The organism is Haloferula sargassicola (assembly GCF_040362925.1).
Classification (GTDB): Bacteria; Verrucomicrobiota; Verrucomicrobiia; order Verrucomicrobiales; family Akkermansiaceae; genus Haloferula; species Haloferula sargassicola.
Genome location: NZ_BAABRI010000001.1, coordinates 1 through 26,242, shown reverse-complemented (window position 1 = coordinate 26,242; position 26,242 = coordinate 1). Strand labels below are relative to the sequence as shown.

Genomic DNA, 26,242 nt, shown 5'->3' with positions numbered 1-26,242 from the left:
ACTAAACTTAGTCTAGTCGCATGAATATCCACGAAGCCAAAACCCACCTCTCGAAATTAGTCGAGCAGGCGGCAGCCGGTGAGGAGATTGTCATCGCGAAGGCGGGCAAACCGATGGCCAAACTGGTTCCTTATGCGCCCCCGATCGCTCCTCGCACCGGCGGCTTCCTTGCGGGCCAAATCTGGGAAGCACCGGATTGCTGGGATGCCGACCCGGAGCTGATCCAACTGATGACCGAAGGCGAAGTCGAACCCTCCAACCTTTCCCGCAAAGTGGCCGAGAACCCCACCGCTTACCGCGCCGGGAAATGAGAATCCTCCTCGATTCGCACGCGCTGTTGTGGTGGATGGATGACCCGCAGCGAGTCCGACCGGAGGCGCGTCAGGCGATCTCCGATCCGTCGAATCTCGTCTTCGCCAGTGCGGCCTCGGTCTGGGAGCTGGGACTCAAAGTGTCGAAGGGCAAACTCCGGCTACCGCTCGATTTTCATACCCGTTTCGCCGAAAACGGGATCGAGGCGATGCCCTTCACCGGCAGCCACGCGATGGCCTCGACGGCGCTGCCGGCAATTCATGGCGACCCCTTCGATCGAGCGCTGATCGCCCAGTGCCAGCTTGAAAGCCTGACCTTGGCGACTCGCGATTCGATCCTCGCCGACTACGGCATCGCCGTGCTGGCGGTGTGATCCGGCTCAGTCTTTCTTCAGCAAGTCCCGGATCTCCATCAGGAGCTTCTCCTGCGGGGTCGGAGCGGCCGGAGCGGCGACCGGCTTTTCGGCCTCCTTCTTCAGCCCGGCGATCACCTTTTTCACGATGATAAAGACGACGAAGGCGAGGATGGTGAAGGAAACGAAGTCCTGAAGGAACTGGCCGACCTTGATCGCCACGGCGGGGGTGTCCCCTTCCGCTGCCTTGATCGTCCACTTGATGTTGGAAAAGTTGATACCGGCGAGCAGCAGACCCAGCGGCGGCATGATGACGTTGTCGACCAGTGACTTCACCACGGCCGTGAAGCCCGCACCGAGGATGAAGCCCACGGCCATGTCGACGAGGTTGCCTTTGAAGGCGAATTCTTTGAATTCCTTGAGCATCGTTTGTTAGGAGGTTCCCGCGATACTCCGCAGTTTTTCATTCCCCCGCAACCGGTTTCTCCCCGGTCGTGCTCTTTCCATTCGCCTCCGGCGGGATGATCGGCCAGCTTGCCGCGCCATGTTCCGCCCCTCGACCGTCCAGGCGCTGGTGACCCGCCAGGTGCTGCTCTATACCCGCAATCCGGTGAGGGCCGTCGAGCTGTTCTTCTGGCCGATCGTCCAGCTGCTGGTCTGGGGTTTCGTGACCATGTATCTCCAGCAGCAGGCCGGCAGCGGCGGGCAGGACGGCTTCGCGCGGATGATCACCTTTCTCATCGGCGCCATCATCCTGTGGGACGCCCTGTTCCGCTCCCAGCAGGGAGTGGCGATCTCGTTTCTCGAGGATGTCTGGACGCGGAACCTGCTGAACGTCTTCGCCGCGCCGATCCGGATGACGGAATACCTGTCCGCCACCTTCGTCGTCGGCCTGCTGCGGGTGGTCATCACCGGCGTCGTGCTGGCGGCCATCGCCTGGATTTCCTACCAGTTCAACCTGTTCCAGTTCCAGTGGAAGCTGTTCGCCTTTTACGCCAACCTGATGATCTTCGGCTGGACGCTCGGGATCCTCTCCACCGCCCTGGTGCTGCGCTGGGGGCACGGGGTGGAGTCGCTGGCGTGGGCGATTCCCTTCATGATCCAGCCCTTTGCCTGCGTGTTTTATGAGGTGAACGTGTTGCCCGGCTGGATGCAGTGGGTGGCCCTGGCGATGCCGCCGGCGCACGTTTTCAACGGCATGCGCAGCATGGTGGCCACCGGGACCTTGAACCCGGGCGATCTGGTGCTCGCCGGCGGGCTGAATGTCGCCTACCTCGCCGTCGCCGGCCTGTTGTTTTCGCGGACGCTTTCGGTCGCCCGCGAGCGGGGGCTGCTGGTGAAAACGGCGGCGTCTTAGGCATCGCGGGCGCGCTTCGTTGACATTTGAGCCACGGCCGACCATAGCAGCCGCATGTCCACGGCGCTCCCGCCCAAGCCCCGCATCATCGGCCCGCGCACCCGCGTGTGCATCGTCGCCTCCCGCTACAACGAGCAGTTTTCCGACGCTCTCGTCGAAAACACGATCGCCGAGCTGGGCGAACTGATGCCGAACACGCGGGTCGATGTCATCCGGGTGCCCGGCGCGTTCGAGATCCCCGTGGTCGCCGCCGCCGTACTGAAACGCCAGGCACCGGCCGCATTGATCGCCCTCGGCGTGATCATCAAGGGCGCCACCGCCCATGCCGACCTGGTCGCCAAGTCGGTGGTCGACAGCCTCCAGCAGCTCGCCATCGAGGCCCAGCTGCCGGTCATCAACGAGGTCCTCCTCGTCGAGGACGAAAAGCAGGCCTACGCGCGCTGCATCGGCGCCAATCTGAACCGCGGCCGCGAAGCCGCCCGCGCCGCCACCGCGATGGTCGATGTGTTTCAGGAAATCAACCGCACGATGCCGATCGGCACCCGCTGATGCCCAGCCGACGCCAGATCCGCCGGACGGCGATCCAGTTCCTCTATTGCGCCGATCTCGAAGGCGGCGACGACCCGGCCCAGGTTCGCGAGGCCTTTTGGCAGTTCGTCACCGAGTCGGACCGCCGCGCGATCATCCTCGCCACGCGCAAAACGATCCAGCATCTGAACATCGGACGCGAGGAGCGCCGCGACGAGTTCACCACCCGCCTGCCCGCCGCCCTGGCCACCCTGCGCGCCGACCCGGATCTGGAGGACCAGGCCGCCCAGCTCCAACGCATCGCCGACCTCGAAAACGAATGGGACTCGGTGATGGCCGCGCTTTCCCGCCAGCCTCAGGACGATGAGGACGAAGCCGTGGTGTCCCGCTTCACGCCGCTGGTCGACCGGCTTTTCCTCATCAACCGCCAACTCATCGCCGCCCGCAACGAGTTGTCCCGCATCCTGCTCGACTTCCCCGGCCTGCGCGCCCGGCTGGAGCCGGTGCTGGGCTCGATCAAGCGTCTCGACCGCGTTTCCGCGCGGCTCAGCATGATCGAGAAGCCCGAGGACTTCCCCGACCACGCCGAGCTGACCCGCATCCGCGAGTCCCGCGCCGAGCTGCGCGAGCTGCAGGAAAGCGTGGACCACCTCGTCGATCGCGTGCTCGCCCGCAAGGAGGAGATCGACCGCATGCTGGAACGCGTGATCGAGAACTTCGCGCCCGAGCGCGTGGATCCGATCGACCGCGCGATCCTCCGCCTGGGCACGCTCGAGGTGCGCTTCGATGACAACGTGCCGATGCCGGTCGCCATCAATGAAGCCATCGAGCTGGCGCGCCAGTTCGGCACCACCGACTCTCCGCGCTTCGTCAACGGCATCCTCGACCGCATCGCCAAGGGCTGAGCGCGGTTCCAACCGCGACCGCATTTTCCCATCCCCCCGCGGCGTTCGAACTGCTAGGCCTCTCCCCCGATGCGCCGCCACCCGACTCCCTTCCAGCTCCGCACCCTGTGGAATGCCGCCACCGGCGTGGCCATCGCCGTCCTCGGCCTGCTGCTCACCCTGATCATCTGGCTGGTCGGCAAGGCCCTCGGGTTCCTCCAACCGGTCATCGTGCCGCTGGCCGTGGCGGGCATCATCGCCTACCTGCTGGATCCCGTGGTCCGCTGGTTCCAGAAACGCGGGCTCACCCGGCTGCGGGCCGTGATCGCCACCTTCGGCGCCTTCCTGGCCCTCGGCGCGGCGCTGGTCGCGCTGACCATCCCCTTGGTCGGAAACCAGATCAACGCCTTCCGCGCCAACTCCCCCTCCCTCACCCCGGCATCCGAGGAGGTCATTCCCAAAAACGCACCCTTCGAGCAGCGCATCGTGACCAACCTGATCGTCGTCCGCAGCGACTACAGCTGGACGCGGCCGGTGATCGACACCCTGCTCTCCGCCCCGGAGTCCGCGGAAAAGACCGCCCCCCCGGCCGCCGATGCCGGCGCGCCGCCGCGCGAGACGCTGACCCAGCAGCTCAACGAATACTCCGCCTCCCGCCAGGCCGCGAAGAACGCCGGCGAGGATCTACCGGAGCCGCCGACGCTGGACTTTTACGACACCTCGATGTGGTCCTACCTCAAGGACCTTAACGACGACGCCCTGCGCTGGATCAAGGGCGGCACGGGCAAGGTCCTGGGATTCCTCGGCCTGATCCTCGGCTTCGTCATGACGCCGATCTATCTCTACTTCTTCCTCAAGGACTCCGCCTCGATCCGCGAGCACTGGCACGAATACGTCCCCCTCAAGGCCTCGCGCTTCAAGACCGAGGTCATCGAGACGCTCACCGAGATCAATGGCTACATGATCTCGTTCTTCCGCGGCCAGGTGCTCGTCGCCTTCATCGACGGCCTGTTCATCGGCATCGGCCTCACGCTTTTCGGGCTGCCGCTCGGCATCCTGTTCGGCGTCATGATGGCGATTGTCGGCATCATCCCCTTCGTCGGCAATATCCTCACCCTCATCCCCGCCTGCCTGCTGGCCTTCTTCCACTACTCGGACCCCAGCCACGCCTCGATCGTCGGCGACAACCCGTGGGCCAATGTTGCCGCGGTCTGCGCCATCTTCTTCCTCGCCCAGCAGGTGAACTCGATGTTCACCGCGCCGAAGATCGTCGGCGATTCGGTCGGCCTGCACCCGATGACCGTCATCTTCTCGATGATCTTCTGGTCGCTCATCCTCGGTGGCTTCGTCGGTGCCTTGCTGGCGGTGCCGCTCACTGCCTCCATCAAGGTGCTCTTCCGCCGCTACATCTGGGAAAAAACGCTCAGGAACCCACCGCCCGACTCCTCGACCGTGGGTGATCCCGGGGACCTCGACCCGGATCCGGTCTGAGCCGCAGCCATCGCCGCGCTCCCCGCTCCCGCTCCCGCTCCCCGCTCCCTGCTCCCTGCTCCCTGCTCACGGCCCACTGGCGACAAATCCCAGCCCGTCTCGCGCCTTGCGGGATGAGCCACTCTGGTCTTGGCTCGGCCGCGTGAGATTCGCCCTCATCCTTGTCCTCGCCGCCGCCCTCCCCTCGACCGCACCGGCCGCCCTGCTGGCCCATGTTTCCACCACGGTGGGCGACATCACCGTGGAGCTGCAATACGACAAGGCCCCGCAGGCCGTCGCGAACTTCATCACGCTCACCGAGGGCACCCGGGCGCACATCGACGCCGACACCGGCGCCCTTTCCCACGAGCCGTATTACATCGGGGAAAAGTTCTTCCGCGTGGTCGACGATGCCACCTTCAAGATCGCCCAGACCGGCTCGGGCACCGGCACCAACTCCGGCGGTCCCGGCTACACCTTCAAGGACGAGTTCGATCTCTCGCTCCGCCACGTCCCCTACGTCCTCAGCATGGCCAACAGCGGGCCCAACTCCAACGGCAGCCAGATCTTCTTCGTCGGAAACTCCACGCCTTCCCACCTCGATGACGTCCACACCCTCTTCGGACTCGTGCCGGACGCCGCCAGCCGCGCCACCATCGATGCCATCCACGCCGCGGGAAACGACGGCTCGTCCATCACGGCCATCACCTTCGAGCGCACCGACGCCGCCGCGGAGGCCTTCGATGAATTCGCTCAGAACCTGCCGACGGTGACTCCGCTCGAGGGCGCCCTGGAAGTCACGCCCGGAGATTCGTCCCGCTTCGTCGTCAGCAGCCCTCTCGAACACGGAGACATGCTTGCTTTCACCCGCTCGGAAGACCTCGCCACCTGGTTGCCGGCGCTGAAAAACCACCTCGGAATCAACGAGGATCCCTCAGCGGTCACCTCCCTCACACTCGACGACGCCTCCAGCTCCCGCGCCTTCTATCACCCGGTGCTCGCCCGGCATCCCGGAGCGGTCGCGCCCTCCCTGACGGCGAACCTTTCCTTCAACCTCGCCGTCACCAACGCCTCTTTGGTTTTCGCTTTCGACGAGACCGGCACGGCCGGCACCGTCACCTACACGCCCGCCACAGGCTCCGTCGTCAGCGGGACCTTCAACTACTACTCCGGCAGTAGCTCGGCCCACGAAATCAACTTCATCGCCGACACCAACCTCAACCCGCAGTATTTCCTGATCAAGGTCGGCTGCGATGACCAAAGCGACGGCACCATCTCCGGGCGCCACAACACCCAGTCGTGGAACGGCACGCAGTGGACACTCTTCGATGCCGGCTCCGCCACGATCGCCGGGCTGGAGTGACTCACCCCCCGAACCACTCCGGCTTCACCAGCCAGGTGCAGTAGGTGAAATAGCCGACCATCAGCAGGGCGCCCTCCACCCGGTTGATGCGCGCCCCGCGGGCGAGCAGCGGCACCAGCGCCAGGGTGAAGCCGCCCATCACCCACAGGTCGAGGCGGTTGAGGTTTTCCACCTCGATCGGCTTGAGGACGGAGGCCAGCCCCATCACCGCCATCATGTTGAAGAGGTTCGAGCCGATGATGTTGCCGGCGATGATGTCCGTCTCCTGGCGCCGCGCCGCCGCGATGGTCGTGGCCAGCTCGGGCAGCGAGGTGCCCACCGCCACCAGCGTCAGGCCGATCACCACCTCCGGCACGCCGAACTTCTGGGCGATCGCCACGCCGCCGACGACCAACCGGTCCGCGCCGAAAACCAGACCCGCCAGCCCGATCACCACCCAGGCCACGCTTTTCCACGCCGGACCGCGGGACTCGCGGATCACGTCGTCCGGCAGATCGACCGGCACCTCGCCGGGGTGCTTGCGGGCCACCTTGATGCTGGCCATCACATAAATGATGATCCCGGCGAAAAGCAGCAGGCCCTCCCACTGCGCCAGCTCCCCGTCCCAGATCATCGCGATGAAGACCATCGTGACGCCCAGCAGGATCGGGATTTCCCGCCGGATCACCTGGCTGCCGACGACCAACGGGCGGATCAATGCCGCCAGCCCGAGCAGCAGGGCGATGTTGCAGATGTTCGAGCCCACCACATTGCCCACCGCGATGTCAGCCTGGGTGTTCGGATCCAGATTCGCCTTCAGGCTGACCAGCAGCTCCGGCGCGCTGGTGCCGAAGGCGACCACCGTCAGCCCGATCACCAACGGCGTCACGCCGGCCCTGAGGGCGATCTCCGAGGCCCCCTTCACCAGCCAGTCCGCGCCCACCGAAAGCAACACCAGCCCGAGCGCCAGCCAACCGAGATTTACAAGAAGGTCCACCGCGCGACCCTGCCGCAGTCCCGCACATTTCCAACTGGAATCGGGCCCTTGGTTTCCACCTGGGGGAGCCGGTAGCCGGTAGCCGGTAGCCGGTAGCCGGTAGCCGGTAGCCGGTAGCCGGTAGCCGGTAGCCAGTAGCCAGTAGCCAGTAGCCGGTAGCCGGTAGCCGGTAGCCGGTAGCCAGTAGCCAGTAGCCAGTAGCCAGTAGCCAGTAGCCAGTAGCCGGTAGCCGGTAGCCGGTAGCCGGTAGCCAGTAGCCAGTAGCCAGTAGCCAGTAGCCGGTAGCCGGTAGCCGGTAGCCGGTAGCCGGTAGCCGGTAGCCGGTAGCCAGTAGCCAGTAGCCAGTAGCCAGTAGCCAGTAGCCAGTAGCCAGTAGCCAGTAGCCAGTAGCTGGGGGAGGGGCAGAACTTGAATCCTCTCGTGCTTTCCCCTTGATGCGTGCCCTGCCCCCCGGTCTCCCGGATCGCCACGCTTTCCAACTGCCAACTGCCAACTGCCAACTGCCAACTGCCAACTGCCAACTGCCAACTGCCAACTGCCTCACTGCCCCTGCTCCCTGCTCCCTGCTCCCTGCTCCCTGCTACTTGCTACTGGCTACTTGCTCCCTGCTACTTGCTCCCTGCTCCACGCTTTCCCCTTGCTACTGGCTACCGGCTACTGGCTACTTCCCCCCCATGTCTCGCACCCATCGCATCGCAGTCCTCGCCGGCGACGGCATCGGCCCGGAAGTCATGACCGAATCGCTCCGCGTCCTCGACGCCGTCGAAGCGAAATTCGGCTTCACCACCGAGCGCAACGAGCAACTCGTCGGTGGCGCCGCCATCGATGCCTCAGGCCACCCGCTCCCGCCCGCCACCGTCGAGGCCTGCGAGCAGGCCGATGCCATCCTCTTCGGCTCCGTCGGCGGCCCGAAATGGGAAGGCCTGCCGCCCGAGATCCAGCCCGAGCGCGGGGCCCTGCTGCCCCTGCGCAAGCACTTCGGCCTCTTCGCCAACCTCCGCCCCGGCGTCTGCCTGCCCTCGCTCACCCACGCCTCGCCGGTCAAAAACGAGCTCATCCCCCACGGCTTCGACGTCCTCTGCGTCCGCGAACTCACCGGCGGCGTCTATTTCGGCACCCCGAAAGGCCGCGAAGTCCGCGAGGGCGAAGTCACCGCCTTCGACACCATGGTTTACAAGGTCAGCGAGATCGAACGCATCCTCCGCGTCGCCTTCACCGCCGCCATGGGTCGCGGGAAAAAACTCGTCTCCGTCGACAAGGCCAACGTCCTCGCCTCCTCCGTCCTCTGGCGCGAGACCGCCGTCGAGATCGCCAAGGAATTCCCCGAAGTCGAGCTCAGCCACCTCTACGTCGACAACGCCGCCATGCAGCTCGTCCGCCGGCCGGACAGCTTCGACGTCCTCGTCACCGAGAACCTCTTCGGCGACATCCTTTCCGATGAAATGGCGATGATTTCCGGATCGCTCGGCATGCTCCCCTCCGCCTCGCTCGGCGGGAAAAAGGAGGGCAGCGACCTCTACTTCGGCATGTATGAGCCCTCCGGCGGCTCCGCCCCCGACATCGCCGGCCAGGGCATCGCCAACCCCATCGCCCAGATCCTTTCCGCCGCCATGCTGCTCCGCTACTCGCTCGGCGAAAGCAAAGCCGCCGACGCCATCGACGCCGCCGTCGCCCGGGTCATCGACGAAGGCTACCGCACCGGCGACATCGCCACCGGTGCCGCCAGCGAGAAAAAGGTCGGCACCCGGGAAATGGCCGACGCCATCCTCGCCGCCCTCTAGGGAGAGCGGGCAACCTGCCCGCCCGAGACCTCCACTCCAACCGCCCGTCCGCCCTCCCGCGGCCGGGCTTTCTCATTTTCGGCAGGGTCGACCGCCCCCGGTCGACCGCCACGCACTCCGACCACTCCGATCCGAACCACGGAATACACGGAAATCACGGAAGGGACGGGCAGCGCGGGGAATTCAGGAACAACGAAATCGACGAAAGCGACGAAATCTGAAGATGCCTACGGTAGGGCCTCCGCCCCCGGTCGACCGCGCCTCAAAGGTAGGGTCGACCGCCCCCGGTCGACCGCCACGCACTCCGACCACTCCAATCCGAACCACGGAATACACGGAAATCACGGAAGGGACGGGCAGCGCGGGGAATTCAGGAACAACGAAATCAGCGAAAGCGACGATCTGAAGACGCCAGCGGCAGGGTCGCGGCCCCCGATCGACCGCCCCCGGTCGACCGCGCCTCACCCCACGAGCCTCATCGTCCCCATCAGCCAGTTCACAGAAAACCAGCCACCCGCCACGCCCTCCATCCTCCCATCCGAATCACGGAAATCACGGAAATCACGGAAATCACGGAACGGACACAGGCAGCGCGGGGAAATTCAGGAACAACGAAATCAGCGAAAGGGGCGAAATCTGAAGATGCCAACGGCCGGGCCTCCGCCCCCGATCGACCGCGCTTCAAAGGTAGGGTCGACCGCCCTCGGTCGACCGCGCCTCACCCCACGAGCCTCATCGTCCCCACCAGCCGGTTCACGGAAAACCAGCCACCCGCCACGCCCTCCATCCTCCCATCCGAATCACGGAAATCACGGAAATCACGGAAATCACGGAAATCACGGAACGGACACAGGCAGCGCGGGGAAATTCAGGAACAACGAAATCGACGAAAGCGACGAAATCTGAAGATGCCAACGGCCGGGCCTCCGCCCCCGATCGACCGCGCTTCAAAGGTAGGGTCGACCGCCCTCGATCGCCCGCGCCTCACCCCACGAGCCTCATCGTCCCCCATCAGCCGGTTCACGGAAAACCAGCCACCCGCCACGCGCTCCGACCACCGAAACACCGAAACACCGAAACACCGAAACACCGAAACACCGAAGGGACACGGGCAGCCCGGCCAAACTCGGGAACAACGAAATCGACAAAAGCGACGAAATCTAAAAACGCGGCGGCAGCGTCGACCGCCCCCGGTCGATCGCGCCCCACCCTCGAAACCCTCCGCCCCCCCAGCCGCCCGCCCTGCCCGAGGCGCTCCAGGATCCCCTGCCCAGCCCCCCTTTTTCTCCTTTTCATCCGCCTTCCACCGCAGGCGGCTTTCCCTCCTTTTTCGTTTCCCACCGCTCTCCGCGCCGTCCAAATCCCCATGCCGGCCGCGGCACCCATCGTGCGTTACGATGGTCTTGCTTTTTTATACTCGCCTCGCGCTGGCCCGTCACCCACACTGCACCCATCGTCTTTTTCGCTATGCCCCCGTTCCACGCTTCGTCAGTTCATTAAGCTAACGTAAATATCTTCCAAAGAAAGAAGCACCGACCTCCCGCCTGTGCCCTCTCCGCCCCCTCCATCCCCCGGCTCCGCTCCCATCCCCACTTCATTCTTTCTCCTTTTCGCCCGACACATCTTCCCGCGCCGCGGCCACCTCATCTTTCCCCCGAAGAGTCGCGAGGTGTTCATTGCCCCCGCGGCGCGGGATCCGTGGCGGCCGCTTCCATCCGCCGAGCCAAGCGCTTCTCAAAGCGAGCCAGACACTCGAAAGCCCTTGCCCGAACCTCTCCCATCAACCTCTCCAACTTCGGAAAACCGTCATGACCTCCTCCTCCCACGATATCAATGTTGCATGCCCCTGCACCACAGGGTGACTCATTCTCCCTATTTCTATCTTGCCATCCCCGAGGCATTCTAACTACCTCTCTATTTGATGCCATGAAGGTCTTCACCCGTGCCATGAAGAAACCCCGGACAGCGCCCCGCGACATACCGGCCTATTCAAGCATTTGCCCGGCATCCTCCCCCCAACTTCAAAGCCAGACCTATCAACGGCGCGGTCGATCCACGCAACGGCCCGGTCGGCCTGCGCAACGGCCCGGTCGGCCCACGCAACGGCTCGGTCGGCTCACGCAATGGCCCGGTCGGCTCGCGCAATGGCCCGGTCGGTTCCCGCGACGGCCCGGTCGGCTCACGCAACGGCCCGGTCGGCTCACGCAACGGCTCGGTCGGCTCACGCAACGGCCCGGTCGGCTCACGCAACGGCTCGGTCGGCTCACGCAACGGCCCGGTCGGCACACGCAACGGCCCGGTCGGCTCGCGCAACGGCCCGGTCAGCTTACGCAACGGCCTGGACGGCTTGCACCGCGCATCGGGAGCCCCCGGCATCACACCTTCCCCCTGAAAATTGACCAACGATAACCCCCAACCTCCATGAAAGACGAATTCGCCAACCGCCAGAACATGCACCTCACCGTGCTCAAACTCCTCGAAAACCCTGCCTTCCAGCCCGCCTGGAAGAACCAGAAACCCACCGCCTTCACCACCCGCGCCGCGGAGTTCGGCACGGTGGTGAACGGGTTGACCCAACTCATCTCCGACCAACAAGCCGCCACCACCGGCTATGCCGGCGACAAGGAGCGCGAGGAGGAAGAGCTTGAAACCCTCGCCCACGAGATCGGCCAAACCCTCTCGGACTGGTTTGAAGAAAACGACCGCGAGGGCGATGCCGCCCAGATCGATCTCTCCCTCCACCGCTGGCAGCGCCTGCGCGACGCCGAACTCATCGCCAAGGCCCGCCTGCTCCACACCAAGCTCACCGCCGCCCTCGCCGAGGACGCCGCCGGCCTCGCCGAATACGGTCTCACCCCGGACGACGCCACCGCGCTGAAGAAGGAAACCGACGATTTTGAGCGCGTCACGGCCGATCCCTCCGCGGCCATCTCCCGCCGCAAGGCGCTCACCGCCGCCCTCCGGCCGAAGTTCCGCGTGGCGGCCGTCCTGCTGAAAAAGATGGACCGCCTCGTCCCCCGCCTCCGGCGAAACCCCGGCGGCCCCGAGTTCGCCGCCGCCTGGGCCGCTTCCCGCATCATCCGCGACCTCGGCGGCAGCGCCGGAGAAACAGACGAATCCCCGGGCACTCCCGAACCCGAAGCGCCCGCCGCCTGACCTCCTACCGCCGGGCCCGCCCCCCACGGGTCCGGTGGCTCTATCTTCCAACGACCCAGTGTTCGCTCCCATGTCTCGTCCCCCCTTTGCCCACAGCGCCGAATCTGGTCGGCCGTGGGAGCCTCTCTTCACCCCCTTCGGCGCTGGCCCCGACGAGTGCGGGCGGGACAACTGCCCCCGCTGCGAAGCCATGGATCCGCAACACGGCCACCTCAACAAAGTCGCCTACTGGACCGCCCGTTTCGCCGCCGACATGTTCCCTCCCGGCCCCAACCGCGACGCCGCCCACCCATGGGGCTACCTCGCTGGCCTCTGGCACGATCTCGGGAAGTTCGCGCCGAGATGGCAGGAATATCTCGCTTCGAAGGCCGACCCCCATGTCGCCGAAGTCACCGGAAAAACCGATCACTCCACCGCAGGTGCCCGACACGCCGCCGCCACCCACCTTCTCGGCCATCTCCTCGCCTACCCCATCGCCGGGCATCACTCCGGCCTCTTGGATGCAGAATCGAATCACGCCTGCCAACGCGCCCGCCTCACCAAAGCCGACTTGCCGGACTACTCCTGCGCACCTGAGGAGATTCTTGAGTTTCCGTTCCCTGATGCGCCCCCTTTCCTGAAGTCAGGCGACGACTTCACACTCGGCTTCTTTACCCGCCTCCTTTTCTCAGGCCTCGTCGATGCCGATTTTCTTGCCACCGAGAGTTTCATGAACTCTCGCCAAACCTCGGCACGGAACTCCGTTCCCGACCAAGCTCTGGAGAAAATTGCCGACCTCGTCCGGGCTCACATCGATTCCTTGGGAGTCCCGAACCTGGAGGACACCGTCAACCTTCAGAGAAAGGCCGTCGTCGATGACTGCATCCAGGCATCGGTTGAAATGCCCGGCCTCTTCACCCTCACTGTTCCGACCGGCGGAGGGAAGACTTTGTCTTCGCTGCTCTTCGCTCTTCTCCACGCCATCGCCAACGGCCAGACAAGAGTCATCTTCGTCGTTCCCTTCACCTCGATCATCGAACAAAACGCCGAGGTCATTCGCGAAATCGTAGCTCCTCTCCAGACCCACACCTTCACCCCTCTTATCGAACACCACTCCGCGCTCTCCCCGGACAAGGAGACCGAGCAATCGCGCCTCGCCACGGAAAACTGGGACGCGCCCATCATCATCACCACCGCCGTCCAATTTTACGAATCACTCTTCGCAGCGAGGACTTCCCGAAACCGCAAACTCCACCACATCGCCAACTCCGTCGTCGTGCTCGACGAAGCCCAGGCTCTCCCAGTCGATTTCCTCTCCCCTTGCCTTCGCGTGCTGCGCGAACTCACCGATCACTATCACACCACCACCGTCCTCTGCACCGCGACCCAGCCTGCCATTCATCACCATCCCGACGACTTTCCGATCGGCTTGAAAAACTGCCGGGAAATCATCCGCGATCCCGCCGCCCTTTTCGCCGCCCTTAAGCGGGTCGATCTTCATTTCCTCGGTTCGCTCGCGGATACCGAACTCGCTCAACGTCTTCTCAAGCAGCCTCAAGCCCTCTGCATCGTCAACCGTCGGAAACATGCCCGGGAGCTCTTCCGTCAATTGGGCAATGCCGAAGAAAACTATCATCTCTCGGCCCTCATGTGCCCGGAGCACCGCTCGGAGATTCTAGCCCAAGTTCGCGAACGCCTCCGAAAGGGCCTCCCGGTCCGTTTGATTTCCACCCAGCTCATTGAAGCAGGTGTCGATGTCGATTTCCCCGTCGTCTATCGCTCCCTCGCCGGGCTCGACTCCATCGCCCAAGCCGCCGGCCGCTGCAACCGGAACGGCAAGTTACCTACCCGAGGCGAAACCTACATTTTCGCTCCCGAAGACCAGAAGGGCGAAGCCTACTTTCGCGAGACCGCACAAGTCGCCAGCGGCCTGATCGACCTCAATCCGGACTTGCTCGGCCAAGAGGCCATTCACGCCTACTTCGACCTCTATTATTACCAACAGAAGAGCCGATGGGATTCGAAGGACATCGTCTCGACGGAGAGCTTCAGGAGAAACAACGACCGCGATTTCCCCTTTTGCTTCCAGTTCGCCAGCGTTGCCGAGAAGTTCCGCCTGATCGACGACTGGCAGGTTCCCGTCCTCATCCCCTACGACGAAAAGGCCCGAAAGCTGATCGAGCAACTTCGCAACCCGGCGATCCCTCCCCATCGCGACCTGCTCCGCGGTCTCCAGCGTTACGCCGTCCAGATCTCACCGAAGGTCCGGGACGAGAACATCCGGTCGTTCGAAGTCCTTCGTGATGGCCAGTTCCATGTCCTGATTTCCAAAGAGATCAACTACTCGTCCGACTTCGGCATCAGCTTTCTTGAAAGCGACACCGCCTCAAATTCCCTGATATGTTAATCTTCCCTGCAAAGAATAGCCGCCATCACAGTCGTGATGACGGTATTCGCGAACACATCCATGTTTCAATCCGCACCCCTCGTGTGAGGAATGACTTGGGACACAGCAAAAGCCTGCCCCACGCCAGCAATCAGCTGGAGATAGTTGGGCACCGGGAGCACGAGCCTTGTGACGCACTCGACCGCAGGATTCGAACCTGCATTTGCAACCAGTCCATTGGGGCCTGCTTTACCAGCTCGAGCTTCCGGTGCCGCGGACTTCCTACTCGACATCCCCTCACCAAGTCAACACCCTTTCGCAAATACTTCCATGAACTACGGAATTCATCTTAAAGCCACTGGCGACTACGCCCTCTTCAGCCGCCCAGAAATGAAGGTCGAGCGCGTTTCCTACGACGTCATGACCCCTTCCGCCGCCCGCGGCATCCTCGAAGCGATCTACTGGAAACCCCAGATCCGCTGGATCATCGACGAAATCCACGTCCTCAACCCGATCCGCTTTACGAATATCCGCCGTAACGAGGTTGCCTCCAAAATCCCCGTCCAAGGCGGCACCGGCGTCAACGCTGCCATGCGCGATGTCTCCATCCGCCCCGCGATGGATGTCGCCGAGAACCGCCAGCAACGCGCGTCCCTGCTGCTCAAGGATGTCGCCTACCTCATCAAAGCCCACGTTCACATCCTCGATCCCCGGTTGGAGAAGGGCGACGCCCCGGCTCCGGAAAATGAGGCCATCGGCAAGCACCTCGACATGTTCAAGCGCCGCGCCCGTAAAGGACAGGCCTTCCACCAACCCTACTTCGGCTGCCGCGAGTTTCCCGTGCGCTTCGAACTCATCGAAAACGAAGCCGAACTCCCCTCCCCCCACGATTCGCTCGCTGGCGAAAAAGACCTCGGCTTCATGCTCCACGACATCGAGTTCGAGCAGGACCGAGCAACGAAGAAGGTCCGCTCTACCATTCCTCACTTCTTCCGAGCCACAATGACCGACGGCATCATTACCGTCCCCGCCCTTCCCTTCGCCATCTGAACCGTGGCGGCGGATTTTATCCGCCATGCCCTCCCTCGTCATGATCCTTCAAGCCCTCAACGATCTCTATTCCCGCCTCGCCGCCGATCCCTCCTACGAAATCGCGCCGCCGGGATTCTCCCCGCAGAAGATCAGCTTCCGCATCCGCATTCGACCAGACGGCTCGCTTGTCCAGATCGAGGACGCGCGAACGCCAGACGAGAAGGGAAAGCTTCAGAATACGGTGATGCTGGTTCCCGGTGAGGCAAAGCCCTCGGGTGCCGGTATCAATCCCGGGCTGCTCTGGGACAATCAGACCTATCTCTTAGGTCGGCAGCCTGAGGACAAAGCCGAGGGATTCGGGCAGGCTCGGTTTGAAGCCCTCCGTCAGCGGCATTTGGAAGTAGAAAAAGCCATCGACGATCCAGCGTTCTCCGCGGTCTGTCGCTTTCTCGAAGGTTGGTCCCCCGAACAACTGACCGACCATCCCATCCTTAACGATGTAGGGACCGGCTTCGGCATCTTCGCCCTCCAAGGAGAAAAGCGTCCCGTCCATGAAGTCGCGCGAATCAAGAAATGGTGGACCGAATCGCTCGCAGGCGCCGCGAGCGAGGAAACTGAGCAGGGTCAATGCCTCCTGTCGGGCGCGGTTTCCCCCATCGCCCGCCTGCACCCGAAGATCAAAGGCGTCACTGGAGCCCAATCAGCCGGTGCTTCCCTGGTCTCCTTCAATGCTTCCGCCTATGAATCCTATGCAAAAAGCCAGAGCTATAACGCCCCGGTGAGCGAAACCGCCGCCTTCCAATACGGCACGGCGCTGAACTCCCTCCTTACCGGGCCTCACTCTGACACGCATCGAATCCGCATCGGCGACACCACCACCGTTTTCTGGACCGACAAGCCGACGATCGTCGAAGACATTTTCGCCGACATTCTGGGAGGAGGCTCGCAGGCCGCTGAGGAAGTCCAGGACGTCACCAAGCGCCAGCAGATCCGTCGTCTCCTCGAAGCCATCCGGAGCGGAGGACGCCACCAGGAGCTTGGCGAAGCTCAGACCGCCTTCTACATCCTCGGCCTCGCACCGAACGCTGCGCGCGTTTCCATCCGGTTCTTCCACCGTTCGACCGTGGCGGACCTGATCGACAAGCTGCACGGGCATCACCGATGTTTCGAAATGGTGCGTCAGTTCACTGAACAGGTCGGCAAGCGGATGCCGGATCCAGAGTTCCCCGCCATCTGGCAAATCCTCCGGGAAACCGCCCGTGTCGCCGATGAGATCCCGCCTTTGCTCGGCGGATCACTCGCCCGCGCGATCATCGAAGGCACTCCTTACCCGGAAGGTCTTTTCGCCGCCGTCATCCGACGCATCCATGCCGACCGCACCATCAACTATCTCCGTGCCGCCACCCTCAAGGCGGTGCTCGTAAGAAATCACAAACAAACCATCCCCGTCATGTTAGACACCGCCAATACCGAACCGGCCTACCTTCTCGGTCGGCTTTTCGCTGCACTCGAAAAAACCCAGGAAGACGCGCTTGGCAGCGTGAATGCTGGGTTGCGCGACAAATATTACAGCGCTGCTTCCGCGACGCCGGCCAGCGTATTCCCTCGCATCCTGCGCACCTATCCCCATCACCTCAGCAAGCTCGGGGAAGGAGCAAAAATCGTCCGCGACCGATTGGTGCAGGACATCCTCGGCAATCTGGATGCTTCGGGTTTCCCGAACCAATTCCCCCTCAAGAAGCAAGGGATCTTCGCCATCGGCTACTACCACCAACGCAAAGACTTTTTCACCAAAAGAGAGACTACCTCCGAAACTGAAACCACCGCCGCTTGAAACCTTCAACTGATACACTGACCATGAACCACCGCTACGACTTCCTCTTCCTTTTCGATGCCCAGGACGCCAACCCAAATGGTGACCCCGATGCCGGCAACCTTCCCCGCATCGACGTCGAGTCCGGCCAAGGCCTCGTCACCGACGTCTGCCTCAAGCGCAAGATCCGCAACTTCGTCGCCATGACTGGCGGAGGAAGAGACGGCAAGCGTATCTACTTCACCGAAGGTGCCGTTCACAACCTCCAGCACAAGGAGGCTTACGAAGCCATTGGAGAAACACCCGCCAAGACCGTGAAACCGGAGATCAAGGACAAGGCCACCGCCTGGATGTGCGAGAACTACTACGACATCCGGACCTTTGGTGCCGTCATGTCGACCGAGGTGAATTGTGGCCAGGTCCGCGGCCCCGTGCAGATTTCCTTCGCCCGCTCGATTGACCCGATCGTTTCCAGCGAACACGCCATCACCCGCACCTCCGTCACCAACGAGAAGGACATCGAGAAAGAACGCACCATGGGTCGCAAGTTCACCATCCCCTACGGCCTCTACAAAGCCCAAGGATTCGTGAACCCTTTCCTTGCCAAGCAAACCGGATTCAGCGACGACGACCTCGAACTCCTCTTCCAATCGCTGGAGAACGCCTTCCAGTTCGACCAGTCCGCCGCCCGCCCCGCCGGCAGCATGAACCCTCGCGCGCTCATCATTTTCAAACATGACAGCGCTCTTGGCTCAGCACCGAGCCACAAGCTGTTCGATGCCGTGAAGGTCACGAAAAAAGACGATGTCGAAGTCCCTCGATCATTCTCTGACTACACTGTGGAGATCGATCGTTCCGCGATCCCTGATGGTGTAGAGATCATCGAACGCATCTGACCCGTGTCAGACGACCCCGCCCACCTCGAAGCCGCCCTGCCCGGGTTTTGCCGGGCGCGGGCGGTGGTGAAGGCGCGGGGCGACTCGGTCGCTCCGCTGGGTTTCGTCGGGACGAAGTTCGATTTCTACCGCTTCGCCAACCGCTTCCGGCTGGTGACCTGTTTCCAGGGCCTGCGGCTCGATGGCTTCACCGAGGAAACCACCAGCGGCTATGACGCGCTGACCCGCGCGTTCTTCGCTTGGTCGGCCTTCGAGCGCTACGCGGAGATGGCGAATGACCGGGCACCCTATCGCCGGCTTTTCGCCCATCATCCGCGAAAACACGTCCGCGAGCTGGCGGCGCACTGCCGGGCGCTCGATCCGGAGCACCGGCTCATCGGCTTCCTGCTCGATCAATCCATCCTCCCCGCCCACGCCACCTTCCTCGCGCGATACCGGGACGGCCACGATTTCTCCGTGCTGACGCTGGCCGCGAGCATGCGCCACATTTTCGCCCACGGCATCCTGACCGCGCATCCGAACGGACTGCCGGCGGAGAACCTGGCGAACCTTTCCCGCAGCCTCGGCAATTTCCTGATCCACTTCATCCGCAGCGACTTCGCGCGGCGGGTGGCGCTGGCGGAAAAGCTGCCTCCACCATGACTCATGGGCTCCTCCGAATACTCCATGGATGAGGCAATGGATTTCCTGCACCGGCTTTTCCCGGATGGCGGGAAATTCGACGCATGGAGGGACGAGGTTTGTCCCGAAGGCTGGCGGGCTTCGCCGTTACGCGCGGCTTTCCATCCCAGCCTGGAGCAGCTCTTTGCCGAGCACCTGCGGTTTCAGAAAACCATGGCCAGGTTGCGGGCTCTCCGTCGGCCGGACGATCCGAGCCAGCCTCCTTCCCCCACTCCGCCTGAGCCCGAAGCGGTCGAGACCTTCGAGGAATTCGCCGCGCGGATGTCGGAACAGCCCGAATCGCCGGACACGGACGATGACGAGGAAGCCGCCGAGCTTTTCGGCAGGTGCCTGTGGGATGTGTTTTCGGACAACCATGAGGTCATCGCCTGTGACGGCCGCGCCGTCAGCCTCGGCTCCTTCCGTGGTTCCGGGGGGATGATCGCCGACTTCATGGAAGGAAACAGGGGCTCGGACGATGACTTTCGCTTGAATCGCTCCGACTACATCAGGTTCTACCTGGGCACATGGATGGTTTCCGGTCGGACCGATCTGGGCCCGATCTATGAGTTCATTTTCCGCCGGCTGAAGTCCCACGGTGCCCGCTGGAGATATGCCTTTCCGCGGATCCATCTCATTTCCTTCGATCCGCCGGAGCCAGCTGCGGAGAACTATGACTCCTCGGCCGCCCTGGCCGCGGCGGAGGAGCGCCAGCGTCGCGAGAGGGACCTCGCCCGCGAGCGGGCCCGGCTCGACCGCATGACCCAGTCGGCGAAGCGCGAAGCCCGCGCCGGCCCGCCACCTGCCACCGTGCGTGCTTTCCAAGGCGTCTTCGGCCACTTCCCCGAGGGCTGGCCGCCCGACCCCTACACGGCGGACTAACGAGAACCCCGTCTTTCCATGAGCTTCGACCAAGGAGAGTTCGACTTCGACGCCCCCGGTGACGGTGGCGGATACCGACGCTGGAGGGAGCGGCTCGACGAAGAGCGGCTTCGTTTCGAGCGCCGTTGGGGAGTGCCTCTGGGCCGGCGGGTGCGCATCCGGATCGAAGGCCATGCACGGTCCATCGTCGGCCGGATCGAATTGGCTCAGTCCAAACCTTCGCACGGCAAGCCGCGGCTCCGGATCGGCTCGCTGGAATTCACCCCGGAGGAGATCAAGAGCGTTGTCCGGAAGGACGACTGAAACACGCCGCGCGTCATGATTTCCGACGACGACCTCCTCCCGCTCTCCGCGCTGCAGCATTTCCTCTACTGTCCGCGGCAGTGCGCGCTGATCCACCTGGAGCAGGCCTGGGCGGAGAACCGCTACACGGCGGAGGGAAACCGGATGCACGCCCGCGCCCACGAGGGTCCGGACGAGTCGCGGCCGGGGATCCGGATCACGCGGGGCATGCCGGTGGTTTCCCGCGAACTCGGCCTGTCCGGCCAGTGCGATGTGGTCGAGTTTCACACCGATGGCCGGGTGCTGCCGGTGGAATACAAACGCGGCAAGCCGAAGGCGCACCGGGCGGACGAGGTGCAGGTGGCGGCGCAGGCGATGGCGCTGGAGGAAATGCTCGGGGTCGAGATTCCGCGAGCGCTGCTGTTTTATGGAAAGACCCATCGGCGGGTCGAGGTCGCGCTGGATGCGGAGCTGCGCGGGCTCTGCAGGGAGCTTGCAGCCGCGCTGCACGCGATGATGCGCGAGCGCGAAACGCCACCTGCGGACTACGAGGCGCGGAAGTGCGATGCCTGCTCGCTGATCGAGATCTGCCAGCCGCGAGCGCTGCGTTTCAAGCGAGGTGTCGCGGCGTGGTTCGACGCCCAACTCAACTCCACCCGCCGCCCCCCGGAGCCCTGACCCCCACCATCTCCCATCTCCCATCTCCCATCTCCCATCTTCCTCGATGAAACGCCACCTCAACACCCTCTTCGTCACCCTCGAAGGCGCTTATCTGCGGAAAGACGGAGCCGCCATCGAGATCCGGCATGAGGGCGAGACGAAGCTCCGGGTCCCGCTGCACAACCTGGACGGCATCGCCTGCTTCGGCTGGGACATCTCCTGCTCCGCCGCCCTGATGGCCGCCTGCGCCGATGCCAAGGTGGCTCTCTCTTTCCACACGCCGCACGGCAAGTTCCTCGCCGCCTCAAACGGCTTCGCGAGTGGCAACATCCTGCTACGACGGGAGCAGTACCGGCGGGCGGACCATGAGCCCGCCGCTGCGGCGATCGCCCGCAACATGATCGCCGCCAAGCTGGCGAACTCCCGCCATGTCCTCCTCCGCGCCAGCCGCGACCACGGTGCCAAGGATCCGCAGCGGGCCCTCGCCCTGGCCCAGGGAGCGGACTTCATCGCGCTGCGCATCCAGCTGTTGTCCCGTGCCACGGGGCTCGACTCGATCCGCGGCATCGAGGGCGACGCCGCCACCGCCTACTTCGCCTCCTTTCCCCATCTGCTGACCAACCAAGATCCCCAGATCCGGATGGCCGGCCGGTCGCGCCGCCCGCCGCTGGATCCCATCAATGCGCTGCTGTCATTCCTCTACGTGCTCCTCATGCACGACTGCCGAAGTGCCTTGGAAAGCTGCGGACTCGATTCCCAGTGTGGTTTCCTCCACCGCGACCGTCCGGGGCGGCCCTCGCTCGCGCTCGACCTGATGGAAGAGTTCCGGCCGTGGCTCGCCGATCGGACGGCGCTGTCCTTGCTCAATCGGCGGCAGCTCACGAGTGCGGATTTCGAGATAAAGGAAAGCGGTGCCGTGCTGATGAAGCCGGATGCCCGCAAGACCGTTCTGCACGCCTGGCAAGAACGGAAGCAGGCTGAGATCTTGCATCCGTTTCTGGATGAAAAAACGACGATCGGGCTGCTCCCGCAACTTCAGGCGCGACTCCTCGCTCGTCATCTCCGCGGCGACCTCGACGCCTATCCCGCCTTCCTCGCACGGTGACCCGACCCTTCTCGTTCCAGCATTTCAGTTTTCAGTTTTCAGTTTTCAGTTTTCAGCGTTTCAGCGTTTCAGCGTTTTCCCATGTACGTTCTCGTCACCTACGATGTCTCGACCACCACTCCGCAGGGTCGGGCACGGCTGCGTCGCGTGGCGAAAGCCTGCGAAGACTTCGGCCAGCGAGTGCAGAACTCGGTGTTCGAATGCAAGGTGGACCCGGCGCAGCTTGTGACCCTGAAGGGCAGGCTCCTGGACCTGATCGATGAGGAAACCGACTCGGTGCGGTTCTACCATTTGGGCTCGAACTGGCACCACAAGGTTGAGCACCATGGAGCCCGGCCCGGCTATGATGTCGATGGGCCGCTGATCCTTTAATCCAGCTTGCGCGAACGCGGATCGCCCATTGAATCCCGGGAGGTTCGCGTTCTTCGGAAGTTGTTGGCTTTCAGGTCTTTGACAGAACACATTGAGAAGCCTCAGGGCGTTTTCCAATCTCGCGCGGGGGGCTCGCGAAATTCGAAATGCTTGTGATTCACGCTGAACGACTTCAGGCTTCCACGGTCGCCCCTCACACGAGGGGCGCGGATTGAAACAGCATGCTCCGGGGTGTTTCCTACCGCCCCGGAGGTCGCCCCTCACACGAGGGGCGCGGATTGAAACGCTCCAATGTCTTAGGATCCACAGCGAAAGACCGGTCGCCCCTCACACGAGGGGCGCGGATTGAAACCTGAACTACACGAACTCGGCGGCCGCGGAAGACGTCGCCCCTCACACGAGGGGCGCGGATTGAAACGACTGGGGCAGCGGGATGGGCCTGCGATCGGTGGTCGCCCCTCACACGAGGGGCGCGGATTGAAACGAGAAGGTGCGGACGGGTGGCAGCGAGAGCGTCTAGTCGCCCCTCACACGAGGGGCGCGGATTGAAACAGCATCCCGTTTTGGAACCGCAATTGCCCGTTTGTCGCCCCTCACACGAGGGGCGCGGATTGAAACACTGGATCCGGCTCCTCGATCTCGTCGTCGAAGAGTCGCCCCTCACACGAGGGGCGCGGATTGAAACACGCCCTCGGTCGGCGTCGTCACCGTCACCGAGGGTCGCCCCTCACACGAGGGGCGCGGATTGAAACCAGTTCAAGTCCTGGGTGGTGGTGTGGCGGGACGGTCGCCCCTCACACGAGGGGCGCGGATTGAAACGTTGGGAGTGGTTTGGCGGGCGTGGGTGGTGGTGTCGCCCCTCACACGAGGGGCGCGGATTGAAACTTGCTGGAGAGGCGCGGGCGGGGACTGTCCTGCTTGTCGCCCCTCACACGAGGGGCGCGGATTGAAACCCCATGAGGAGCCGTTGCTTGAATGCATCAAAGGTCGCCCCTCACACGAGGGGCGCGGATTGAAACGCGCAGGCGGCACGAGGCATGCACAACCGGGAGCGGTCGCCCCTCACACGAGGGGCGCGGATTGAAACAGCCGGTGGCCGCGGGAACTACCACGGCCACCGTGTCGCCCCTCACACGAGGGGCGCGGATTGAAACATTCGCTGGGATCTGCCGCTGAGCCGCGGGATGGGTCGCCCCTCACACGAGGGGCGCGGATTGAAACTCCTGGATCCGGCCGGCCAGCTCGTAGCGCTTCCGGTCGCCCCTCACACGAGGGGCGCGGATTGAAACACGAAGCACGCGACATCATGATGACTCTGCTCCAGTCGCCCCTCACACGAGGGGCGCGGATTGAAACTGCATAAAGGTGGATCCATCGGTTCGTGGGCACCGTCGCCCCTCACACGAGGGGCGCGGATTGAAACTCCGTCTTCCGAGACGCCGGAAACCGATGCCGTGGTCGCCCCTCACACGAGGGGCGCGGATTGAAACGCAAATAACCCGAGACCTCCGAGGCCGGGGCCAGGTCGCCCCTCACACGAGGGGCGCGGATTGAAACGAACTATCATGAAACCCCACCTCATCCTCGCCGTGTCGCCCCTCACACGAGGGGCGCGGATTGAAACCGAAAGAAGTTTCCGCAATGGGAATTCCTTTCAGGTCGCCCCTCACACGAGGGGCGCGGATTGAAACGGTCAGTATCGAGGATTTCGCCACGCCGACGCTCGTCGCCCCTCACACGAGGGGCGCGGATTGAAACCCGCAGTACGAGGATGCCGCCGCTCTTGCCGCCGGTCGCCCCTCACACGAGGGGCGCGGATTGAAACACAGAAAACGGCCAAGTTCGGTTGACGAGAGGTGTCGCCCCTCACACGAGGGGCGCGGATTGAAACTACATGTCCACCTTGGTGCCGTGGATCACGCGCGTCGCCCCTCACACGAGGGGCGCGGATTGAAACCGTATCGACGATCCCGCTCCGCCCAGCTCCGCGCGTCGCCCCTCACACGAGGGGCGCGGATTGAAACATCGCTGGTGCGGTCCCCACCGCGGAGCAATCCGGTCGCCCCTCACACGAGGGGCGCGGATTGAAACCAGTGACGGTGCAAACCCTCGTTAACCCAGCCCCGTCGCCCCTCACACGAGGGGCGCGGATTGAAACCGCGCCGTAGGTCGAAAAAGTCGGTTTGCGATAGTGTCGCCCCTCACACGAGGGGCGCGGATTGAAACCACAACGCCATAGTCCGGCGCGGAATTGCGGGCGGTCGCCCCTCACACGAGGGGCGCGGATTGAAACGACTACGCTGCCGCCCGTGCCACCGCCTCAGAACGTCGCCCCTCACACGAGGGGCGCGGATTGAAACCTTCATGCAGGTCGCAAGGCTGAGCTTTGGGCGGTCGCCCCTCACACGAGGGGCGCGGATTGAAACTTCTCGCGGGACACGTGAACGACACCGTCCTCATGTCGCCCCTCACACGAGGGGCGCGGATTGAAACGCTGACCCTCAGGCCGCAGGCATAGATGAGGTAAGTCGCCCCTCACACGAGGGGCGCGGATTGAAACACTCGCTCCGGGACGTGGAGCGTTACAGGTGGCAGTCGCCCCTCACACGAGGGGCGCGGATTGAAACTGAGGCCGCTTCGTCAGGAGCAGCCAGTCCAGCATGTCGCCCCTCACACGAGGGGCGCGGATTGAAACTCCAATTTTGTCGTAGTCTCCCATCGTTTCAGTGTCGCCCCTCACACGAGGGGCGCGGATTGAAACTGCCGAGGATCGAGAGTCCACGCTGGGGCGAGTTGTCGCCCCTCACACGAGGGGCGCGGATTGAAACTGACTCATTGAGATGTAGTCGACGCCGATGCCGGGTCGCCCCTCACACGAGGGGCGCGGATTGAAACAAACGTCGATTCGGTGGAGTCCTGGATCCGCAGCGTCGCCCCTCACACGAGGGGCGCGGATTGAAACGACCAGTAGAGGCCGCCCCAAGGAAGCTTGCCGATGTCGCCCCTCACACGAGGGGCGCGGATTGAAACAGCGCATCCAACCACGACGCGCCTTCACTGTAGAGTCGCCCCTCACACGAGGGGCGCGGATTGAAACATGGGCATGAGCCGGGATCCGATGCGGCTGGAGGTCGCCCCTCACACGAGGGGCGCGGATTGAAACTGTTGGAACGGCTGAGGCGGAAAGATCCCTGACGGGTCGCCCCTCACACGAGGGGCGCGGATTGAAACAAGTCGCTCATGGGCTAACGTGGCCGGCCCGGCCGTCGCCCCTCACACGAGGGGCGCGGATTGAAACATCACCCAGCACGACACCACGCTTTGGAGCCAGTGTCGCCCCTCACACGAGGGGCGCGGATTGAAACCCGAAGGCCAATCTATGCCTTTTCGGACTCCGCGGTCGCCCCTCACACGAGGGGCGCGGATTGAAACCCGGTCAGCCCGGGGAGCATGGTCACGCCGAGGCGTCGCCCCTCACACGAGGGGCGCGGATTGAAACGACGAGGCGCTCGCGCATGAAGTCGAAGTCGATCGTCGCCCCTCACACGAGGGGCGCGGATTGAAACTCGCCCAGCTCGCACAGCATGCCCACGTCATTCGTCGCCCCTCACACGAGGGGCGCGGATTGAAACAATCTTTCGCTCGTTCAATGGGGCTCCGGGCGCCGTCGCCCCTCACACGAGGGGCGCGGATTGAAACCTTTCCTTTCCCTTCCTTACTTCCCCTTCCTGGTCGCCCCTCACACGAGGGGCGCGGATTGAAACTATCGTTGGGCAGACACGCTCCGCTCGTCCGTTTGTCGCCCCTCACACGAGGGGCGCGGATTGAAACTTGGAAAATGGGATGGAGTGCTCTTCGAGGAATGGTCGCTGAGCTGGCCCCCAAAGTCCGGCCACTGAGTGGCTAAACTAAGCTATGGTGGAGCGGGTCGGCAGAGAGGTAGGATTGGATTGGATTCTCAAGCAAGGGTGGAGTGGCGAGGGCCCCGAAATGGGG

Annotated in this window: 21 protein-coding genes and 1 CRISPR repeat array; of the genes, 19 read left to right on the top strand and 2 right to left on the bottom strand. The window is 63.7% G+C overall.

Going from position 1 to position 26,242, the window contains the following annotated elements; genetic code table 11:
* Positions 1-20 precede the first annotated feature (20 nt).
* The gene (locus tag ABXH26_RS00105) at positions 21-311 is read left to right on the top strand and encodes a type II toxin-antitoxin system Phd/YefM family antitoxin (RefSeq protein WP_353564978.1); all 291 of its coding nucleotides are present in this window, start codon (positions 21-23) and stop codon (positions 309-311) included.
* Positions 308-685, top strand: coding sequence for a type II toxin-antitoxin system VapC family toxin (locus tag ABXH26_RS00100; protein WP_353564977.1), 378 nt, complete (start codon positions 308-310; stop codon positions 683-685). The genes ABXH26_RS00105 and ABXH26_RS00100 overlap by 4 nt, the downstream gene beginning before the upstream one ends.
* Positions 686-691: 6 nt before the next feature.
* On the opposite strand, the gene mscL is transcribed toward ABXH26_RS00100, so the two are convergent.
* Entirely contained in the window at positions 692-1,090 is a 399-nt protein-coding gene (gene mscL / locus ABXH26_RS00095; RefSeq protein ID WP_353564976.1) for a large-conductance mechanosensitive channel protein MscL, read from the bottom strand.
* Positions 1,091-1,208: 118 nt separating this feature from the next.
* Between mscL and ABXH26_RS00090 the strand changes: the two genes are divergently transcribed.
* The 5 genes from ABXH26_RS00090 (at position 1,209) to ABXH26_RS00070 (ending at position 6,266) form a co-directional block, all read left to right on the top strand.
* Positions 1,209-2,021, top strand: a complete 813-nt coding sequence (locus ABXH26_RS00090) for an ABC transporter permease (protein ID WP_353564975.1) — start codon at positions 1,209-1,211, stop codon at positions 2,019-2,021.
* A 54-nt stretch (positions 2,022-2,075) separates the two neighbouring features.
* Positions 2,076-2,570: a 6,7-dimethyl-8-ribityllumazine synthase gene (ribH, locus tag ABXH26_RS00085; RefSeq protein ID WP_353564974.1), complete on the top strand. Its 495-nt coding sequence runs from the start codon at positions 2,076-2,078 to the stop codon at positions 2,568-2,570.
* Positions 2,570-3,454 carry a transcription antitermination factor NusB gene (gene nusB, locus ABXH26_RS00080; protein WP_353564973.1) on the top strand — a complete coding sequence of 295 codons (885 nt, stop codon included), beginning with the start codon at positions 2,570-2,572 and terminating at the stop codon, positions 3,452-3,454. Before ribH ends, nusB begins: the two co-directional genes overlap by 1 nt.
* A 69-nt stretch (positions 3,455-3,523) precedes the next feature.
* Entirely contained in the window at positions 3,524-4,924 is a 1,401-nt protein-coding gene (locus ABXH26_RS00075) for an AI-2E family transporter (RefSeq protein WP_353564972.1), read from the top strand.
* 142 nt (positions 4,925-5,066) lie between these two features.
* Entirely contained in the window at positions 5,067-6,266 is a 1,200-nt protein-coding gene (locus ABXH26_RS00070) for a peptidylprolyl isomerase (RefSeq protein ID WP_353564971.1), read from the top strand.
* A 1-nt stretch (position 6,267) separates the two neighbouring features.
* On the opposite strand, the gene ABXH26_RS00065 is transcribed toward ABXH26_RS00070, so the two are convergent.
* Complete coding sequence (locus ABXH26_RS00065; protein ID WP_353564970.1) at positions 6,268-7,242, bottom strand: calcium/sodium antiporter; 975 nt, start codon at positions 7,240-7,242, stop codon at positions 6,268-6,270.
* Positions 7,243-7,916: 674 nt separating this feature from the next.
* On the opposite strand from ABXH26_RS00065, the gene leuB reads away from it, so the two are divergent.
* The 12 genes from leuB to cas2 all read left to right on the top strand — a co-directional run bounded on the left by leuB (position 7,917) and on the right by cas2 (position 22,246).
* The gene (gene leuB / locus ABXH26_RS00060; protein ID WP_353564969.1) at positions 7,917-9,023 is read left to right on the top strand and encodes a 3-isopropylmalate dehydrogenase; all 1,107 of its coding nucleotides are present in this window, start codon (positions 7,917-7,919) and stop codon (positions 9,021-9,023) included.
* 2,421 nt (positions 9,024-11,444) lie between these two features.
* Positions 11,445-12,179, top strand: coding sequence for a hypothetical protein (locus ABXH26_RS00055; RefSeq protein ID WP_353564968.1), 735 nt, complete (start codon positions 11,445-11,447; stop codon positions 12,177-12,179).
* Positions 12,180-12,369: 190 nt separating this feature from the next.
* Positions 12,370-14,565 carry a CRISPR-associated endonuclease Cas3'' gene (locus tag ABXH26_RS00050; protein ID WP_353564967.1) on the top strand — a complete coding sequence of 732 codons (2,196 nt, stop codon included), beginning with the start codon at positions 12,370-12,372 and terminating at the stop codon, positions 14,563-14,565.
* Between the two features lie 309 nt (positions 14,566-14,874).
* Positions 14,875-15,594, top strand: a complete 720-nt coding sequence (cas5c, locus tag ABXH26_RS00045; RefSeq protein WP_353564966.1) for a type I-C CRISPR-associated protein Cas5c — start codon at positions 14,875-14,877, stop codon at positions 15,592-15,594.
* Positions 15,595-15,619: 25 nt separating this feature from the next.
* Complete coding sequence (gene cas8c, locus ABXH26_RS00040) at positions 15,620-17,410, top strand: type I-C CRISPR-associated protein Cas8c/Csd1 (RefSeq protein ID WP_353564965.1); 1,791 nt, start codon at positions 15,620-15,622, stop codon at positions 17,408-17,410.
* 23 nt (positions 17,411-17,433) lie between these two features.
* A complete protein-coding gene (cas7c, locus tag ABXH26_RS00035) occupies positions 17,434-18,285 on the top strand; it encodes a type I-C CRISPR-associated protein Cas7/Csd2 (RefSeq protein ID WP_353564964.1) in 852 nt (283 codons plus the stop codon).
* Positions 18,286-18,288: 3 nt separating this feature from the next.
* Positions 18,289-18,927 carry a hypothetical protein gene (locus ABXH26_RS00030; RefSeq protein ID WP_353564963.1) on the top strand — a complete coding sequence of 213 codons (639 nt, stop codon included), beginning with the start codon at positions 18,289-18,291 and terminating at the stop codon, positions 18,925-18,927.
* Between the two features lie 3 nt (positions 18,928-18,930).
* Positions 18,931-19,827 (top strand): hypothetical protein, encoded by an 897-nt coding sequence (locus ABXH26_RS00025; protein WP_353564962.1) that lies wholly within the window; start codon positions 18,931-18,933, stop codon positions 19,825-19,827.
* An 18-nt stretch (positions 19,828-19,845) separates the two neighbouring features.
* Positions 19,846-20,130 (top strand): hypothetical protein, encoded by a 285-nt coding sequence (locus tag ABXH26_RS00020; protein ID WP_353564961.1) that lies wholly within the window; start codon positions 19,846-19,848, stop codon positions 20,128-20,130.
* A gap of 15 nt (positions 20,131-20,145) precedes the next feature.
* On the top strand, positions 20,146-20,787 hold the full coding sequence (gene cas4 / locus ABXH26_RS00015; protein ID WP_434783414.1) for a CRISPR-associated protein Cas4: 642 nt from the start codon (positions 20,146-20,148) through the stop codon (positions 20,785-20,787).
* A gap of 46 nt (positions 20,788-20,833) precedes the next feature.
* Positions 20,834-21,874, top strand: coding sequence for a type I-C CRISPR-associated endonuclease Cas1c (gene cas1c / locus ABXH26_RS00010; protein ID WP_353564960.1), 1,041 nt, complete (start codon positions 20,834-20,836; stop codon positions 21,872-21,874).
* Between the two features lie 81 nt (positions 21,875-21,955).
* Positions 21,956-22,246, top strand: a complete 291-nt coding sequence (gene cas2, locus ABXH26_RS00005) for a CRISPR-associated endonuclease Cas2 (protein WP_353564959.1) — start codon at positions 21,956-21,958, stop codon at positions 22,244-22,246.
* Between the two features lie 185 nt (positions 22,247-22,431).
* Positions 22,432-26,077: a CRISPR direct-repeat array (repeat unit 33 nt; unit sequence GTCGCCCCTCACACGAGGGGCGCGGATTGAAAC).
* Positions 26,078-26,242 lie beyond the last annotated feature (165 nt).

Coding starts and splice junctions, on each gene's coding strand:
- ABXH26_RS00105 (WP_353564978.1), top strand. CDS start 21: ATGAATATCCACGAAGCCAAAACCCACCTCTCGAAATTAGTCGAGCAG.
- ABXH26_RS00100 (WP_353564977.1), top strand. CDS start 308: ATGAGAATCCTCCTCGATTCGCACGCGCTGTTGTGGTGGATGGATGAC.
- mscL (WP_353564976.1), bottom strand. CDS start 1,090: ATGCTCAAGGAATTCAAAGAATTCGCCTTCAAAGGCAACCTCGTCGAC.
- ABXH26_RS00090 (WP_353564975.1), top strand. CDS start 1,209: ATGTTCCGCCCCTCGACCGTCCAGGCGCTGGTGACCCGCCAGGTGCTG.
- ribH (WP_353564974.1), top strand. CDS start 2,076: ATGTCCACGGCGCTCCCGCCCAAGCCCCGCATCATCGGCCCGCGCACC.
- nusB (WP_353564973.1), top strand. CDS start 2,570: ATGCCCAGCCGACGCCAGATCCGCCGGACGGCGATCCAGTTCCTCTAT.
- ABXH26_RS00075 (WP_353564972.1), top strand. CDS start 3,524: ATGCGCCGCCACCCGACTCCCTTCCAGCTCCGCACCCTGTGGAATGCC.
- leuB (WP_353564969.1), top strand. CDS start 7,917: ATGTCTCGCACCCATCGCATCGCAGTCCTCGCCGGCGACGGCATCGGC.
- ABXH26_RS00055 (WP_353564968.1), top strand. CDS start 11,445: ATGAAAGACGAATTCGCCAACCGCCAGAACATGCACCTCACCGTGCTC.
- ABXH26_RS00050 (WP_353564967.1), top strand. CDS start 12,370: ATGGATCCGCAACACGGCCACCTCAACAAAGTCGCCTACTGGACCGCC.
- cas5c (WP_353564966.1), top strand. CDS start 14,875: ATGAACTACGGAATTCATCTTAAAGCCACTGGCGACTACGCCCTCTTC.
- cas8c (WP_353564965.1), top strand. CDS start 15,620: ATGCCCTCCCTCGTCATGATCCTTCAAGCCCTCAACGATCTCTATTCC.
- cas7c (WP_353564964.1), top strand. CDS start 17,434: ATGAACCACCGCTACGACTTCCTCTTCCTTTTCGATGCCCAGGACGCC.
- ABXH26_RS00025 (WP_353564962.1), top strand. CDS start 18,931: ATGGGCTCCTCCGAATACTCCATGGATGAGGCAATGGATTTCCTGCAC.
- ABXH26_RS00020 (WP_353564961.1), top strand. CDS start 19,846: ATGAGCTTCGACCAAGGAGAGTTCGACTTCGACGCCCCCGGTGACGGT.
- cas4 (WP_434783414.1), top strand. CDS start 20,146: ATGATTTCCGACGACGACCTCCTCCCGCTCTCCGCGCTGCAGCATTTC.
- cas1c (WP_353564960.1), top strand. CDS start 20,834: ATGAAACGCCACCTCAACACCCTCTTCGTCACCCTCGAAGGCGCTTAT.
- cas2 (WP_353564959.1), top strand. CDS start 21,956: ATGTACGTTCTCGTCACCTACGATGTCTCGACCACCACTCCGCAGGGT.